The organism is Streptomyces sp. NBC_00028 (genome assembly GCF_045041065.1).
Classification (GTDB): domain Bacteria; phylum Actinomycetota; class Actinomycetes; order Streptomycetales; family Streptomycetaceae; genus Streptomyces.
The window spans coordinates 1,675,181-1,689,770 of sequence record NZ_CP108293.1; the positions used below are offsets into that span (position 1 = coordinate 1,675,181).

General features: G+C 72.3%; 13 protein-coding genes. 11 read left to right on the forward strand and 2 right to left on the reverse strand.

Annotation, left to right across the window (positions count from 1 at the left end; all coding sequences use genetic code 11):
• Positions 1-34: 34 nt before the first annotated feature.
• Positions 35-1,054 (forward strand): DUF3048 domain-containing protein, encoded by a 1,020-nt coding sequence (locus tag OG885_RS07350; RefSeq protein ID WP_405727844.1) that lies wholly within the window; start codon positions 35-37, stop codon positions 1,052-1,054.
• 27 nt (positions 1,055-1,081) lie between these two features.
• On the opposite strand, the gene OG885_RS07355 is transcribed toward OG885_RS07350, so the two are convergent.
• On the reverse strand, positions 1,082-1,546 hold the full coding sequence (locus tag OG885_RS07355; RefSeq protein WP_405727847.1) for a MarR family winged helix-turn-helix transcriptional regulator: 465 nt from the start codon (positions 1,544-1,546) through the stop codon (positions 1,082-1,084).
• Between the two features lie 195 nt (positions 1,547-1,741).
• Between OG885_RS07355 and OG885_RS07360 the strand changes: the two genes are divergently transcribed.
• From OG885_RS07360 to OG885_RS07395, 8 genes are all read left to right on the forward strand, one after another.
• Positions 1,742-2,497: a CoA transferase subunit A gene (locus OG885_RS07360; RefSeq protein ID WP_405727850.1), complete on the forward strand. Its 756-nt coding sequence runs from the start codon at positions 1,742-1,744 to the stop codon at positions 2,495-2,497.
• The gene (locus tag OG885_RS07365; RefSeq protein WP_405727853.1) at positions 2,497-3,144 is read left to right on the forward strand and encodes a CoA transferase subunit B; all 648 of its coding nucleotides are present in this window, start codon (positions 2,497-2,499) and stop codon (positions 3,142-3,144) included. Before OG885_RS07360 ends, OG885_RS07365 begins: the two co-directional genes overlap by 1 nt.
• Positions 3,141-4,343 (forward strand): thiolase family protein, encoded by a 1,203-nt coding sequence (locus OG885_RS07370; RefSeq protein ID WP_405727856.1) that lies wholly within the window; start codon positions 3,141-3,143, stop codon positions 4,341-4,343. The genes OG885_RS07365 and OG885_RS07370 overlap by 4 nt, the downstream gene beginning before the upstream one ends.
• Before the next feature lie 129 nt (positions 4,344-4,472).
• The gene (pcaH, locus tag OG885_RS07375) at positions 4,473-5,246 is read left to right on the forward strand and encodes a protocatechuate 3,4-dioxygenase subunit beta (RefSeq protein WP_405727859.1); all 774 of its coding nucleotides are present in this window, start codon (positions 4,473-4,475) and stop codon (positions 5,244-5,246) included.
• Between the two features lie 6 nt (positions 5,247-5,252).
• Positions 5,253-5,858, forward strand: coding sequence for a protocatechuate 3,4-dioxygenase subunit alpha (gene pcaG / locus OG885_RS07380; protein WP_405727862.1), 606 nt, complete (start codon positions 5,253-5,255; stop codon positions 5,856-5,858).
• Positions 5,855-7,180, forward strand: coding sequence for a 3-carboxy-cis,cis-muconate cycloisomerase (gene pcaB / locus OG885_RS07385; RefSeq protein WP_405727865.1), 1,326 nt, complete (start codon positions 5,855-5,857; stop codon positions 7,178-7,180). Before pcaG ends, pcaB begins: the two co-directional genes overlap by 4 nt.
• Entirely contained in the window at positions 7,177-8,298 is a 1,122-nt protein-coding gene (gene pcaD / locus OG885_RS07390; RefSeq protein ID WP_405727868.1) for a 3-oxoadipate enol-lactonase, read from the forward strand. The genes pcaB and pcaD overlap by 4 nt, the downstream gene beginning before the upstream one ends.
• Positions 8,299-8,362: 64 nt before the next feature.
• Entirely contained in the window at positions 8,363-9,154 is a 792-nt protein-coding gene (locus tag OG885_RS07395) for an SDR family NAD(P)-dependent oxidoreductase (protein ID WP_405727875.1), read from the forward strand.
• 104 nt (positions 9,155-9,258) lie between these two features.
• On the opposite strand, the gene OG885_RS07400 is transcribed toward OG885_RS07395, so the two are convergent.
• Entirely contained in the window at positions 9,259-11,943 is a 2,685-nt protein-coding gene (locus OG885_RS07400) for an ATP-binding protein (RefSeq protein ID WP_405727878.1), read from the reverse strand.
• Positions 11,944-12,133: 190 nt separating this feature from the next.
• Between OG885_RS07400 and OG885_RS07405 the strand changes: the two genes are divergently transcribed.
• The gene (locus OG885_RS07405; protein WP_405742627.1) at positions 12,134-13,420 is read left to right on the forward strand and encodes an MFS transporter; all 1,287 of its coding nucleotides are present in this window, start codon (positions 12,134-12,136) and stop codon (positions 13,418-13,420) included.
• 4 nt (positions 13,421-13,424) lie between these two features.
• Positions 13,425-14,579 carry an anhydro-N-acetylmuramic acid kinase gene (locus OG885_RS07410; RefSeq protein WP_405727881.1) on the forward strand — a complete coding sequence of 385 codons (1,155 nt, stop codon included), beginning with the start codon at positions 13,425-13,427 and terminating at the stop codon, positions 14,577-14,579.
• The last annotated feature ends 11 nt before the right edge of the window (positions 14,580-14,590 follow it).

Genomic DNA, 14,590 nt, shown 5'->3' on the forward strand with positions numbered 1-14,590 from the left:
TCAGGGAAACGAGACTTGGGTGGCGACGGTGGGCATGGGACGAAGGGCACGCACCGGGCGCGCCGGGACTACGGCGGCACTGCTGGCCGCCGCGCTGACGGTCGCCCTGGCGGCGGGCTGCACGGGCGCGCATCAAGGCTCCGGCCCGGCGAAGGACGACGGGCGGGGCCCCGTCCACACCCAGGGAGGCAGCCAGACCCCGGACGCGAGCCAGGAACCGTCGGAGAGCGGGCAGGCCGGCGCGTACGTGCTCGCGGTGAAGATCGACAACGCGCGGGCCGCCCGGCCGCACACGGGCACCGACGCCGCAGACATCATCTACGCCGAGCAGGTCGAGGGCGGTCTGAGCCGGCTGATGGCGATCTACGCGACCAGGCTCCCCAAGGTGATCGGGCCGGTGCGCAGCGCCCGGGAGTCCGACCTGGAGCTGCTGCGTCAGTTCGATCACCCGACGCTGGCCTTCTCCGGCGCCCAGGGCAAGCTGATGCCGCTGATCGACAAGGCGCCGCTGGACCCGCAGACACCGGAGAACACCCCCGGCGCCTACGTCCGCGGCACCGACAGGGCCGCCCCGCACAACCTCTACCTGCACCGGTCCCGGCTGCTGCCCGGCGCGCCCGGCGCGGACGCCCTGACCACCGGCTTCACTTTCGGCGCCGCCCCCGACGGCGGCCGCAAGGACACGTCGGAGACCGTGCGCTACCCGGCGGCCCGCTACTCCTTCACCTGGTCGTCGAGCCGCGACCGCTATCTGGTCTCCATGGACGGCACCCCGGCGGTGACGACCGACGGCAAGCGGCTCGCCCCGGCGACGGTCGTCGTGCAGTACGTGAAGATCCGCAAGTCCGACTTCCACGACTTCCTCGGCAACAACACGCCGTACACCGAGACCGTGGGCTCCGGGAAGGCGAAGGTGCTGCGCGGCGGGAAGGCGTACGACGTCCGCTGGGAACGCGAGAGCGCGACGGACGGTACGACGTTCACGACGAGCGGCGGGGGCCCGGTGAACTTCGCCGAGGGCCAGGTGTGGGTGCTGTTCGCGAAGGCGCCCTGACGGCTCGGCCGGCGCCGCGGCGCCCGGTCAGCGCTGGGCCGCGAGGGGTTCCGCCGGGTTGCGGAGCCCCTCGGCCGCGTCCGCGACCCGCTGGATCAGCTCGAAGAACACGGACTGCTCGTCGGCGGAGAGCGGGGCGAGGAAGACCTGGTTCATCCGGGCCGTGCGGACGGTCAGCTTGCGGTGGGTGCGCACTCCGTCGTCGGTGAGGCGCAGCAGGAAACGGCGGCCGTCCTGCGGGTCGCGCACCTTGTCGAGCAGTCCGCGGCGGCCGAGCCGGCTGATCACCTCGGCGATGGTCGACCGGTCGAGCCCCACCCGCTCCCCCACCGTGCGCTGATCCAGGCCCGGCTCGGCGACGAGCGCGTTGAGGACCGCGAACTGGGGCGAGGTGATCTCCTCCGAGACCATGGTGTTCCACAGCAGGTAGTGGGCCTGCTGGAGGCGGCGGGCCAGGTGCCCGGGGTGGGTGGTGAGGTCCACCGCGGCCATGTGCGCTCCCCACGATCGAATTGATTGGTGCACTGAACAATACTCGTCGCCCCCATGACTGTCTGTAGCTCGACCCACATCGCTGACCTCGCCTTTCTTCAGGGTCTTGACGTCGCACCCTTCCGGTGGCAGCGTGAAGGAAACTTCACCGAAATACTCAGTGCCCTGACTAATCGGCGGGATGGAGCTTCACGCATGGACAAGGTGGTCGCCACAGCCGCCGAGGCGGTGGCCGATGTGCCGGACGGCGCGACACTCGCCGTCGGCGGCTTCGGACTGAGCGGGGTGCCCAACGTGCTGATCCAGGCGCTGTACGCGCGCGGGACCAGCGGCCTCGGCGTCGTCTCCAACAACTGCGGCGCCATGGAGTCCGGCCTGGCCGTCCTGCTGTCGGCGGGCCGCATCGCACGCGTGACCGGTTCCTACATCGGGGCCAACAAGGAGTTCGCCCGGCAGTACCTGTCCGGCGAGCTGGAGGTCGAGATGATCCCGCAGGGCACGCTCGCCGAGCGACTGCGGGCCGGCGGCGCCGGCATCCCCGCCTTCTACACCCCCGCCGGTGTCGGCACCCAGGTCGCCGAGGGCGGACTGCCGTGGCGGTACGACGGTGAGGGCGGCGTCGCGCTCGCCTCGCCGCCGAAGGAGGTGCGCGCGTTCGACGGCACGGAGTACGTGCTGGAGCGGGGCATCCGCACCGACTTCGCGCTGGTACGGGCCGCGCGCGGCGACCGGCACGGGAACCTCGTCTTCAACAAGTCCTCCCGCAACTTCAACCCTCTTGCCGCGATGGCGGGACGGGTGACGATCGCGGAGGTCGAGGAGCTCGTCGAGCCCGGCGAGATCGAGCCGGACGCGGTGCACCTGCCGGGGATCTTCGTGCAGCGGGTGGTGGCGCTGACACCGGAACAGGCCGACGACAAGGGCATCGAGAAGCGGACGGTGAGCAACTGATGGCCTGGACACGCGAGCAGATGGCCGCGCGGGCGGCGCGCGAGCTTCAGGACGGGCAGTACGTCAACCTCGGCATCGGGCTGCCGACGCTGATCCCCAACTACCTGCCGTCCGGGGTCGAGGTGATCCTGGAGTCCGAGAACGGCATCCTGGGCACCGGCCCCTACCCCACCGAGGACCAGGTCGACCCCGACCTCATCAACGCCGGCAAGGAGACCGTCACGGTCCTGCCGGGCGCCTCCTTCTTCGACTCGGCGCTGTCCTTCTCGATGATCCGGGGCGGGCACATCGATGTCGCCGTGCTGGGCGCGATGCAGGTCTCCGCCGGCGGTGACCTCGCCAACTGGGCGATCCCCGGGAAGATGATCACCGGGATCGGCGGGGCGATGGACCTGGTCCACGGCGCCCGCACCGTCATCGTGGTCATGACCCACACCGCGAAGGACGGCTCGGCGAAGATCCTTCAGGAGTGCGCGCTGCCGCTCACCGGCAAGGCGTGCGTGAACCGCATCATCACCGACCTCGGCGTCCTCGACGTCACCGGCGACGGCCTCGTCCTGGTGGAGACCGCGCCCGAGGTGACCGTCGAGGAGATCGTCGCCAAGACCGCGGCGAAGGTCCGCGTCCCGGAGGAGATCCAGTCGTGAAGGACGTCTACATCGTCGACGCGGTCCGCACCCCGATCGGCCGCTACAGCGGCGGCCTGTCCGCGGTACGACCGGACGACCTGGCCGCGCACGCCATCCGTGAACTCGTCGCCCGCACCCCGGACCTGGACCCGTCCCGCATCGAGGACGTGTACTTCGGCAACGCCAACGGGGCGGGCGAGGAGAACCGCAACGTGGCCCGGATGGGCGCGCTGCTGGCGGGACTGCCGACGTCCGTCCCGGGCGTGACGGTCAACCGGCTCTGCGCGTCGGGCCTGGAGGCGGTGATCCAGGCGGCCCGTGCCATCGCGGTCGGGGACGCGTCCGTCGCCGTGGCCGGTGGCGTGGAGTCGATGACCCGTGCGCCGTACGTGCTGCCGAAGAACGACCGGGCCTTCCCCGCCGGGCACACAGAGCTGTACTCGACCACGCTGGGCTGGCGCATGGTCAACCCGCAGATGGATCCGCAGTGGACGATCCCGCTGGGCGAGTCGGCCGAACTCATCGCCGACAAGCACAAAATCACGCGTGAGCAGCAGGACGAGTTCGCGCTGGCCTCGCACCGGAAGGCGGCCTCGGCGCAGGAACAGGGGCTGTTCGACATCGAGTTGGCGCCCGTCTCGATCCCGCAGCGCAAGGGCGATCCGGTGGTGTTCGGTGCGGATGAGTGCGTGCGGGCCGACGCCTCCCTCGCGGCGATGGCCAAGCTCAGGCCCTCCTTCCGCAAGGACGGTGGCACGGTCACCGCGGGCAACGCCTCGCCGCTGAACGACGGAGCGGCGGCGCTGCTGCTGGTCGACGAGGAGGGGCTGCGGGCCACGGGGCGCGAGCCGCTCGCCCGGGTCTCCGCGACCGGCGTGAACGCCCTCGACCCGGACTACTTCGGACTGGCGCCCGTGGAGGCGGTGACGCGTGCGCTGGCCAAGGCGGGCAAGGGATTCGGCGATCTGTCCGTCCTGGAGCTGAACGAGGCGTTCGCCGCGCAGGTGCTCGGCTGTGTCGCCGAGTGGCCCGAGTTCGATCCGGCGATCCTCAATCCGCAGGGCGGTGCTATTGCTCTCGGGCATCCGCTCGGGGCTTCCGGGGCTCGGCTTGCCGGTACGGTGGCGCACCAACTTGCCCGACGGGGTAGCGGGGTTGGTGTCGCCACGTTGTGTATCGGTGTCGGGCAAGGGCTCGCACTCGTCTTGGAACGTTAGGTATCGATCGCGGCTGCGGCCCGGATGTGGCTGGTCGCGCCCACGCGGCGAAGCCGCAAATTGTCTCAGCCCCGCGCCCCTGAGGGCGCGACCCCGACCCCGATTTCAAGAAACCCCAGGACGTTCCCCATGACTCTCACCCAGCACGACATCGACCAGGAGATCGCGGCCGAGCACGCCGCCTACGAGAAGCGGGTCGCCGACGGCGCCCCCGTCGAGCACCAGCCGCGCCGCGACTACGCCCCGTACCGCTCCTCGGTCCTGCGCCACCCCAAGCAGCCGCCGGTCACCATCGACGTGTCCCAGGACCCGGAGCTGGTGGAGCTGCACTCCCCCGCCTTCGGGGAGCGGGACATCACCGAGATAGACAACGACCTCACCCGCCAGCACAACGGCGAGCCGATCGGCGAGCGCATCACCGTCTCCGGGCGGCTCCTCGACCGTGACGGCCGTCCGATCCGCGGCCAGCTCATCGAGATCTGGCAGGCCAACTCGGCGGGCCGCTACGCCCATCAGCGCGAGCAGCACGACGCGCCGCTCGACCCGAACTTCACCGGCGTCGGCCGCACGCTGACGGACTCCGAGGGGCAGTACCACTTCACGACCGTGCAGCCGGGCCCGTACCCGTGGCGTCAGCACGTCAACGCCTGGCGCCCCGCCCACATCCACTTCTCGCTCTTCGGCACGGCGTTCACCCAGCGGCTGGTGACGCAGATGTACTTCCCGAGCGACCCGCTGTTCCCGTACGACCCGATCATCCAGTCGGTGACGGACGACGCGGCCCGGCAGCGGCTGGTGGCGACCTACGACCACAACCTGTCGGTGCCGGAGTTCTCCATGGGCTACCACTGGGACATCGTGCTCGACGGACCGCACGCCACCTGGATCGAAGAGGGACGCTGACCTGCCATGACGAAGATCGACACCAGCCGTCCGGAGACGGTCCTCCCGACCCCCTCGCACACGGTCGGCCCCTTCTACGGCCACGCCCTGCCCTTCCCCGGCGGCGAGGACATCGCGCCGGTCGGCCACCCGGACACGATCGCCGTGCACGGCTACCTCTACGACGGTGAGGGCAACCCGCTGCCGGACGCGTTCGTGGAGTTGTGGGGTCCTGACCCCGACGGCAACATCCCGCAGGTCGACGGCTCGATGCGGCGCGACGGGGCCAGCGGTGGCTTCATGGGACGCACGGGTGTGGAGTTCACCGGGTGGGGCCGCAGCCAGACGGACGCGAGTGGGCACTGGTCCGCACGCACGCTGCGTCCGGGCGCGCGCGGACAGAGCGCGCCGTATCTCAGCGTGTGCGTGTTCGCGCGCGGGCTGCTCCTGCACCTCTACACGCGGATCTACTTCCCCGGTGACGAGGCCGCGCTCGCCGCGGACCCGCTGCTGAACCGGGTGGACCCCGCGCGACGCGGCACGCTGATCGCGGCCGACGGCGGCAACGGAACGTACCGTTTCGACATCCGCCTTCAGGGCGAAGGCGAGACGGTCTTCCTGGAGTTCCAGTGACATCTGCCTCGGAGTCGGACGCCGGCCTGCTCGCCCCCGGGTGGGCCGGCTCCCCCGCCGCGGCCGCGACGAGCGACGCCGCGTATCTGCGCGCGCTGCTCGACGCGGAGGCCGCGCTCACCCGTGCCCAGGCGGCCCTGGGCCTGGCCCCGGACGAGGCCGCCACGGCGGTCACCGCGGCCGCCCGGTCCGGGGACTTCGACGCCCGGGACCTCGCCCTGCGCGCGCGTGCGGGCGGCAACCCGGTGATCCCGCTGGTCGCCGATCTGACGAAGGCGGTCGGCGGGGAGTACGGCCCCTATGTCCACCGGGGCGCGACCAGCCAGGACATCCTGGACACGGCCACGATGCTGGTGGCCGTGCGCACCCTCGACCTGGTCCGCGCCGATCTCGCGCGAACGGAGGCGGCGCTGGCCGGGCTGGCCGCCGAGCACCGGGACACCGCGATGCCGGGTCGCACGCTGACCCAGCACGCGGTGCCGACGACGTTCGGGCTGAAGGCGGCCGGATGGCGGTCGCTGGTGCTGGACGCCCGGGACCGCGTGACGTCCGTACGCGACTCCCTGCCCGCCCAACTCGGCGGAGCCGCAGGCACGTTGGCCGCCTTCACCGCGTACGGCGCCACGGACCCGACCGCGCTGCCGGCGGCATACGCGCGCGAACTCGGCCTCAAGGCGCCGGACCTCCCCTGGCACACCCTGCGCACCCCGATCGCCGATCTCGCCGGCTGTCTGGCCTTCGCGGCCGGGGCGCTGGGAAAGATCGCCACGGATGTGCTGACCCTGGCCCGCACCGAGATCGCCGAGGTGGCGGAGGGCAGCGGCGGCGGTTCGTCGGCGATGCCGCACAAGGCGAATCCCGTACGGTCCACGCTGATCGCCGCTGCCGCCCGACGGGCGCCGCTGCTCGCCGCCACGCTGTACGGCTCCTTGGCCGCCGAGGACGAGCGGCCGGCCGGCGCCTGGCACGCCGAATGGGAGCCGCTGCGCGACCTGCTCCGGCTCGTCGGCGGAGCGGCTCACGATGCCGCCGAACTCACCGAGGGTCTGCGGGTGAACGCGGACGCCATGCGGCAACACCTGGACCTCACCCACGGGTTGATCGTCTCCGAGCGCCTGTCCGCCGACCTGGCCCCGGTCCTGGGGCGGTCCCGCGCCAAGGAACTGCTGACCGAGCTCGCGCGCCGCACCTACACCGAGAGCCGCTCCCTTCAGGAACTCCTTGCGGAGGAACCGGAGTTGAAGGAGGCCGTGGACCTCGACCCCACCCACTACACCGGCGCCGCCAAGGCCCTCACCGACCGTGCTCTGGAGCGACGTTGACCGCCACCCTCCTCAACCACCACACCGAGGGCCCCACTTCGGCAGCCCCGCTGCTGCTGGGCCCGTCGCTCGGCACGTCGTCCGCCCTCTGGGACCAGGTCGCGCCGGAACTGTCCATCACCCACCGGGTCGTCCGCTGGGACCTGCCCGGACACGGCGGCAGCCCGGCCGATCTGATCGGCCCCGCCGCCACCGTCGCCGACCTCGCCGACCTGGTGCTCACGCTCGCCGACTCGCTCGGCATCGAGCGCTTCGCCTACGCGGGGGTGTCGCTGGGCGGTGCCGTCGGCCTGCACCTGGCCGTCCACCACCCCGAGCGGATCTCGTCGCTGGCCGTGATCTGCTCCTCGGCCCACTTCAACGGGGCCAAGCCCTGGGAGGAGCGGGCGGCACGGGTGCGTGCCGAGGGCCTGGACTGGCTCGTGGAGAGCGCCGACGCCCGCTGGTTCACCCCGGGCTTCACCGTGCCCCGGCTGGTCCGCGACCAGGGGGACGCCGATCCCGAGGCGTACGCCGCCTGCTGCGACGCGCTCGCCGCCTTCGACCTGCGGGACCGGCTGGCGGAGATCACCGCGCCGACCCTGCTGGTCGCCGGCCGGGAGGACCGGGCGACCCCGCCCGCGCAGCTGCGGGAGATCGCCGACGCGGTGCCGGGCGCCGGACTCGTGGAGATCCCGGGCGCGGCGCACCTGGCTCCCGCCGAACGCCCCGAAGCCGTGCTGACGGCCCTGCGCGCACACTTCGACGGCGACGCCAGGCGGGGCATGGAGGTACGGCGCGAGGTCCTCGGCGACGCCCACGTGAACCGGGCACAGGCGCGGCAGACCACGTTCACCGCCCGCTACCAGGACTTCATCTCGCGCTACGCCTGGGGCGAGATCTGGACCGACCCGACGCTCAGCCGCCGCGAGCGCAGCATGATCACGCTGACGGCGCTGGTCGCGCACGGCCACTACGACGAGCTGGCCATGCATGTGCGGGCGGCCCGGCGCAACGGTCTGACACCGGAGGACATCGGCGCCGTCCTGCTCCAGACGGCCGTGTACTGCGGGGTTCCGGCGGCGAACTCGGCGTTCGCGGCGGCACAGCGGGTGCTGGCGGAGGACGGGGAAGCCTGACCCTGCCGGTCCTACCCTCAGCAGCACCTCCCACATGCCTCCACCGTGTGCCTACGGTGGAGGCATGTCGACTGTTCTGATCACCGGCGCCACCTCCGGTCTCGGCCGGTACGTCGCCTTCGAGCTGGTCCGCTCCGGGCACGTCGTCCTCGCCCACGGCCGCGATCCGGGCCGTACCGAGAGCCTGGTCGAGGAGCTGCGCACGGAGGGCGACGCCGAGGCGTTCGTCGCCGACCTCGCCTCCCTGGCGCAGGTGCGCGAGCTGGGCGCGCATGTCGCCGACGCCCATCCCGACCTGGACGTGCTGATCAACAACGCGGGCGTGGGCGCCGGTTCACCGGGCGCGGCCCGCGAACTCAGCGCAGACGGCCATGAACTGCGCCTGGCCGTCAACTACTTGGCGCCGGTGGCCCTGACCCGCGCTCTCCTGCCGGTGCTCCGCGCGAACGCCCCGGCCCGGATCGTCAACGTCGGCTCGGTGGGCCAGGACCCCGTCGACTTCGACGACATCGAGTTCCGCCGCGGCTACGACGGCTTCGCCGCCTACCGTCGCGCCAAGTTCGCCCTGGCGGCCCATACCTTCACCCTGGCCGAGGAGTTGGCAGACACGGGCATCGCGGTGAACGTCCTGCACCCGGCCACGTTCATGGACACGGCGATGGTCCGTGAGGGCGGGGTAGCACCCTGGAGCACGGTGGCGGAGGGCGCCCCGGGGGTACTGGCCCTGGCTACAGAGGATTTGGGGACGGGCGCGTACTTCGACGGCACGAACAGGGCAAGGGCACACGAGACAACGTACGACGGGGAGGTCCAGAGACGGCTGGCAGCGGTAACTGACCAACTCCTCACGCTGTAGTGCCGCCAGGGGCGCGGGGCTGTGTCAATTTGCGGCTCCGCCGCGTGGGCGCGATCAACCACACACAACCCGCAGCCGCCCCGCCACCAGGCACGACCGAGCTCTCAGCGAAGCCCCCTACCCGTCTCCAAAACCTCCCGCGCCTGCGCCACCAACCCATCCGCCCCACAAGACCGAGCCAGCGCCAACCCCCGCTGAATCTCCGCCACCGACCGCGCGGCGATCCCGTACTCCACCCGCGCGGCCGCGTGCTCGTACTGACAGGGCGACGCTTCCAGATACGTCACCGCCTGCGACAGCAACCGCACCGCCCGCTGCCCCGTCTCCAGCGCGGCAGCGCACCGCAGCGCCTCACCGATCGCGGTGTCCGTACCGAACCGCTCGGCCCGCCGCCGCGCGTCCGTGGCAAGCTGGGCGGCACGCGCCGGGTCCTGGGTGGACAGTGCGCGGGCGAGGTCGAGCGCCCAGGGGACCATGACCGGATTGTGGTGTCCGCGGGCCGTCGCCGCCTTCTCCGCCGCCTCCAGTTCGTTGATGCCGTCCTGGGTGCGGCCCACGGCCAGCAGCAGCCGGCCCCGCACCGAGCGCGGGTCGGGCAGCACGATGGTCGACGGGTAAGGCGGGGCGAAGCCATACTGCTCGGCGATCTCCCAGGCCTCGGCGACATGCCCGCGCGCGAGCAGCGTGTCGACGAGGTTGCAGGTGGCCGACCAGTACAGCGGCAGCCCGCGGGCGACCCGGTCGGCGATGCGCAGGGACTCGCGCAGCGCGTCCTCGGCCTCCCTGAGACGGCCGCGCCTGCGGTGGTTGAAACCGAGGAAGGCGTGGGCCAGGGCGAGGTGGCCGCCGCTCCAACCCGAGGACTCGTAGGTGCGCAGCGCGTCGGTGAACATGCTCTCGGCGCGGTCGAGCCGATCGGTGTACGTGTAGGAGCTGGCCAGCATCATGAGGATCTCCAGGCCCCACTCGGTGTCGGTCCAGCCGAGTCCGGGGGCCAGGCGGCCGTTGACGAGGGCGCGGTCGCTGAGTTCGACGACGACCTCGGCGTTCTCCCCGTGGGTCATGGCGTCGAAGCCGCGCAGGATGAGCAGGGCGCGCTCGGAGTTGTCCCGCCCGGTGCAGGTGGAGGCGAGTTCGGCGAGCCGTTCGGAGCGGCCCGGTGAGCTGGCCTCGCCCGCGTGGATGCCCTCCCACATGTACTGCACGGCCTGGAGCCGGAGTTGGGCGGGGCCGGGTGCGTGCCGGGCGGCCTCCGCCTCGACCGTGCGGACCGCGTCCTCCAGCTGGTCGTTGTGGATCAGGGCCTGGGAGAGACGGAAGACGGCGTCGACGCGCTCGGCTCCGTCGAGGCCGGGCATGGCGAGCGCGGACTGGAGATGGTCGACGGTGGTGGCGGGTGCGGTCAGGAGGATGGCGCAGCCCAGTTCGTAGAGCACGCGCGCGTGGGCCTCCTGCCGGGGCGGTTCCAGCAGCGCGCGTTCCAGACAGCGGCGGGCCGCGTCGGGGGCGCCGACGGCGAGGTGTTCGCGGGCGGCCTCGCGGAGCTGCTCGACGAGTTCCTCGTCGTCGTCCGGGTGGACCTGGAGCAGGTGCCGGGAGGCCATCGCCGCGCCGAGCCCGGAGTCGGTGACGACGCGGGCGGCGATGCCGTGCATCGCGGTGCACAGGGCGGGCGGGATGGAGTTGTAGACGGCGCTGGCGATGAGCGGGTGGACGAACTCCAGGTCGCCGTCGCCGGCCGGGGCCGTGGCGGGGTCGGGCCCGGTCAGGATGCGGGCGCTGCGCAGGAGTTCGGCGCAGCGGACGGCGTCCTCGTCGCTCATGGTGGCGAGTTTGGCGACGAGGCCGACGGAGATGCCGGTGCCGAGGATGGCGGCCGCCCAGGCGAACCGGGTGGCCTCGATGCCGAGTCCTTCGAGGCGGGCGACGAGGCCGCCGCCGCGGGCGGAGCGGTTGAGGGCGCGCAGCTCGGGTGCCTGGGCCTCGACCGGTTCGAGTTCGCTGTCCTGGACCTTGGCGAGGAGTTCGACCGTCTCGTACGGGTTGCCGCCGGTGACGGCCCAGACCTCGCGGCAGAACGGGGCGTCGGCGTGTCCGCCCAGGGTGGCGCGGGTGAGGCCGGCGGTCGCCTCCGGGGTCAGTGCGCTGAGGGTGGCGACCGGGGCGTCCGCGGCGGCGGCGATGGCGTCGAGATGGCGGGCGCTCTCGCCGCTCACCTCGCCGGGGCGGCGGGCCACCAGGACCAGGACGGACAGGTCGTCGAGGCGCTCGACGAACGCGGCGAGCCAGCGCAGGGTCTCCTGGTCGGCCCAGTGGGCGTCGTCGATGACGAGCACGAGCGGCCAGTCGCGGCGGGCGAGTCGGCGTACGGCGGCCACCAGGCCGTCGCACACGCCCTGTGGGTCGGCCTGGACCGCGCCGGGCTCGGTCAGTCCGAGTGCGGGGCCGGCGATGTCGTACCAGTCGCCGAGGTACTCGCGCGCCTCCTCCGGCATCAGGGACACCAGGGCGGGCTGGAGGAGCTGGCGCAGCACGTTGAAGGGGACGGACCTGAGGGTCTCGCCGCCGCGGGCCGACCAGACGACGCAGCCGCGCGCCTCCGCCCTGCGCCGGGTCTCGGCCAGCAGCGCGGTCTTGCCGAGTCCGGCCTCGCCGCGGAACACCAGCACGCTGCCCGACGACGAGCTGTCGGCGCGCAGCGTGTCGATCGCCTGCTCGACGGCGGCGACCTCCTCGTCGCGCTCCCACAGGAAGGCCGAGGCGGCCTGGGTGGGCCGTGCCTCCGTCATCCCGTTACCTCCCCAAGTCGCCCGAACGACGTACAGACCTCGAGCGTAGCCGTCCGATTGCCTATGTGGAGGGCGGTCCGGGCAGCTGTTGCCTCGACGGGTGACAGCGGGTGCGCGCGGGCGACGCGCCCGGCCCGTGACCTGCGTCGCCTACTTGTTGACTGTCAGTCAAAAACCGGAGGAGAAGCCCATTCTTCAAGATCGTAAAGAAGGCCGCACGACCGGCGAAGACACCGGTCGCTCCCGCCGCGCCCTCGTCGCCGGGTCGGTCGGCAACTTCCTGGAGTGGTACGAGTTCGGTGTCTACGGCTACTTCGCCACGATCATCGCGGCGCGCTTCTTCACCCCGGAGGGCGGCGGCGAGGTCGAGGCGCTGGTGAGGACGTACGCGTCGTTCGCGCTGGCGTTCTTCTTCCGGCCGGTCGGGGCGGCCCTGTTCGGGCGGCTCGGGGACCGGATCGGCCGACGGCCGGTGCTGATCCTGGTGATCGCGCTGATGACCGGCGCGACCGCCCTGATCGGCGCGCTGCCGACGTACGACCAGGTCGGCGCGCTCGCTCCCTGGCTGCTGACCTTCCTGAGGGTGATGCAAGGGCTGTCTGCGGGTGGGGAGTTCGGCGGGGCCGTGTCGGTGATGACGGAGTTCGCGGCGCCTGGCCGCCGGGGGCTGTACGGGTCCTGGCAGTCGTTCACGGTGGCACTCGGGCTGTTGGGCGGTGCGGGGGCGGCGGCGCTGCTCGCGACCGTGCTGACGGAGGCGCAACTGGGCGACTGGGGCTGGCGGTTGCCGTTCCTGCTGACGCTGCCGATGGGCTTGGGGGCGCTGTGGCTGCGGTTGCGACTGGACGAGACCCCGGTCTTCGAGGAGGAGCGGTCACCGGTACGGCCGCCTCCGCGTGAGCTCGCCGGGGCGATCGCGCTCGGCGCGGGGCGCGTCATGGGCTGGGCCGCGGCCGGTTACACCTTCCTCGTCGTGCTGCCCTCCTACCTCCAGAGCACCCTGCACACGAGCTTCCGGCAGGCGCTGCTCGCCACCGTGCTGGCCAATCTGGGTTTCGCGGTGACCATCGTCCCGGCGGGGCTGCTGAGCGACCGGGTGGGGCGGCGGCCGGTGATGCTGACGGGGGCGGTGCTGGTGGTGGTGCTCGCGGTGCCCCTGCTCAACCTCCTTCAGGATGACGGCACTTCGAACACCGTGAAGGGCGTCGCGGTGTGCGGCGCCGGTGCCGTGGTGGGTCTGATGGCGGGGCCGGGGCCGGCGATGCTGGCGGAGCTGTTCCCGACGAACGTGCGCTGCACCGGGCTGGGACTCGCCTACGCGCTGTCCAATGCGGTGTTCTCGGGGTGCGCGGGCCTCATCATCACCAAGACCGTGGAGCGGACCGGGAACGTGGACATCCCGGCGTACTACGCGGCGGCGACCTGCGCGGTGAGCGCGCTCGCGCTGGCGAAGGCACCTAGCCGGAAGGGGAGTTGAGCGTATGCGGGTCATCGGGCTGATGTCCGGCACGTCGTACGACGCCATCGACGCGGCGGCGGCCGATCTGAGGCTCGTCGACGACAGCCTCGTACTCGAACCGCTGGGGACGGTGAGCGAGCCGTACGACGACGACCTGCGCGAGGCGCTCGGGGCCGCCCTGCCGCCGGGGCGGACGTCGATGGCCGAGGTGTGCCGGCTCGACACCCTCATCGGGCGGGCCTTCGCCGCGGCGGCCGTCCGGGCCGGCCGTGAACTGTGCGACGGACGAGCCGAGTTGGTCGCCTCGCACGGGCAGACCGTGTACCACTGGGCCGAAGCGGGCCGGGTGCACGGCACGCTTCAGCTCGGCCAGCCCGCCTGGATCGCGGAGGCGACGGGACTGACCGTCGTCTCCGACTTCCGGCCGCGTGACATCACCGTCGGCGGGCAGGGCGCGCCGCTGGTCAGTCTGGTCGACCTCTTGTGGCTGAGCGGTCGGCCGGGCACACCGGTCGCGCTGAACCTCGGCGGCATCGCCAACCTCACCGCGTCCGACGGAACGGCCTTCGACACCGGGCCGGGGTGCGCGCTGATCGACGCGGCGGCCCGGGGGTTCAGCGGCGGACGCCTGGCGTACGACGCCGACGGGGCGTTGGCCGCGCGGGGCCGGGTGCACGGGGCGCTGCTCTCCCGGCTGCTCGCGGAGCCGTACTACGCACTGAAGCCGCCCAAGACGACCGGGAAGGAGCTGTTCCACCTCGGGCACCTCCAGGAGGCCCTGGCCGGGTTCGGGACGCTGCCCGCCGAGGACGTCGTCGCCACCCTGACGATGCTCACGGCCCGGACGGTCGCCGACGCCGTACGGACGCTCGACGCGACGGAGGTGATCGCCTCGGGCGGCGGGACCCGCAACCCGACGCTGATGCGGATGCTCGGCGCCCAGCTGCCCGGCCTCCCCCTGCGCGCCTCCGGCGAACTGGGGCTGCCGTCGGACGCGAAGGAGGCGTACGCCTTCGCCGTCCTCGGGTTCCTGACCGTGCACGGCCTGCCCGGCACGGTGCCGCGGAGCACGGGTGCCCGGCACGCGCGCGTGCTCGGTTCGGTGACTCCGGGACGGGACGGCCTGCGCCTGCCGCCGCCCGCGCGGGTGCGTCCTGTACGACTCGTCCTGAACTGACCGGAATTCCG

What these genes read in the sequence shown, in the direction of transcription:
- OG885_RS07350 (WP_405727844.1), top strand. Translation starts at nt 35, where the DNA reads ATGGGACGAAGGGCACGCACCGGGCGCGCCGGGACTACGGCGGCACTG.
- OG885_RS07355 (WP_405727847.1), bottom strand. Translation starts at nt 1,546, where the DNA reads ATGGCCGCGGTGGACCTCACCACCCACCCCGGGCACCTGGCCCGCCGC.
- OG885_RS07360 (WP_405727850.1), top strand. Translation starts at nt 1,742, where the DNA reads ATGGACAAGGTGGTCGCCACAGCCGCCGAGGCGGTGGCCGATGTGCCG.
- OG885_RS07365 (WP_405727853.1), top strand. Translation starts at nt 2,497, where the DNA reads ATGGCCTGGACACGCGAGCAGATGGCCGCGCGGGCGGCGCGCGAGCTT.
- pcaH (WP_405727859.1), top strand. Translation starts at nt 4,473, where the DNA reads ATGACTCTCACCCAGCACGACATCGACCAGGAGATCGCGGCCGAGCAC.
- pcaG (WP_405727862.1), top strand. Translation starts at nt 5,253, where the DNA reads ATGACGAAGATCGACACCAGCCGTCCGGAGACGGTCCTCCCGACCCCC.
- OG885_RS07395 (WP_405727875.1), top strand. Translation starts at nt 8,363, where the DNA reads ATGTCGACTGTTCTGATCACCGGCGCCACCTCCGGTCTCGGCCGGTAC.
- OG885_RS07400 (WP_405727878.1), bottom strand. Translation starts at nt 11,943, where the DNA reads ATGACGGAGGCACGGCCCACCCAGGCCGCCTCGGCCTTCCTGTGGGAG.
- OG885_RS07410 (WP_405727881.1), top strand. Translation starts at nt 13,425, where the DNA reads ATGCGGGTCATCGGGCTGATGTCCGGCACGTCGTACGACGCCATCGAC.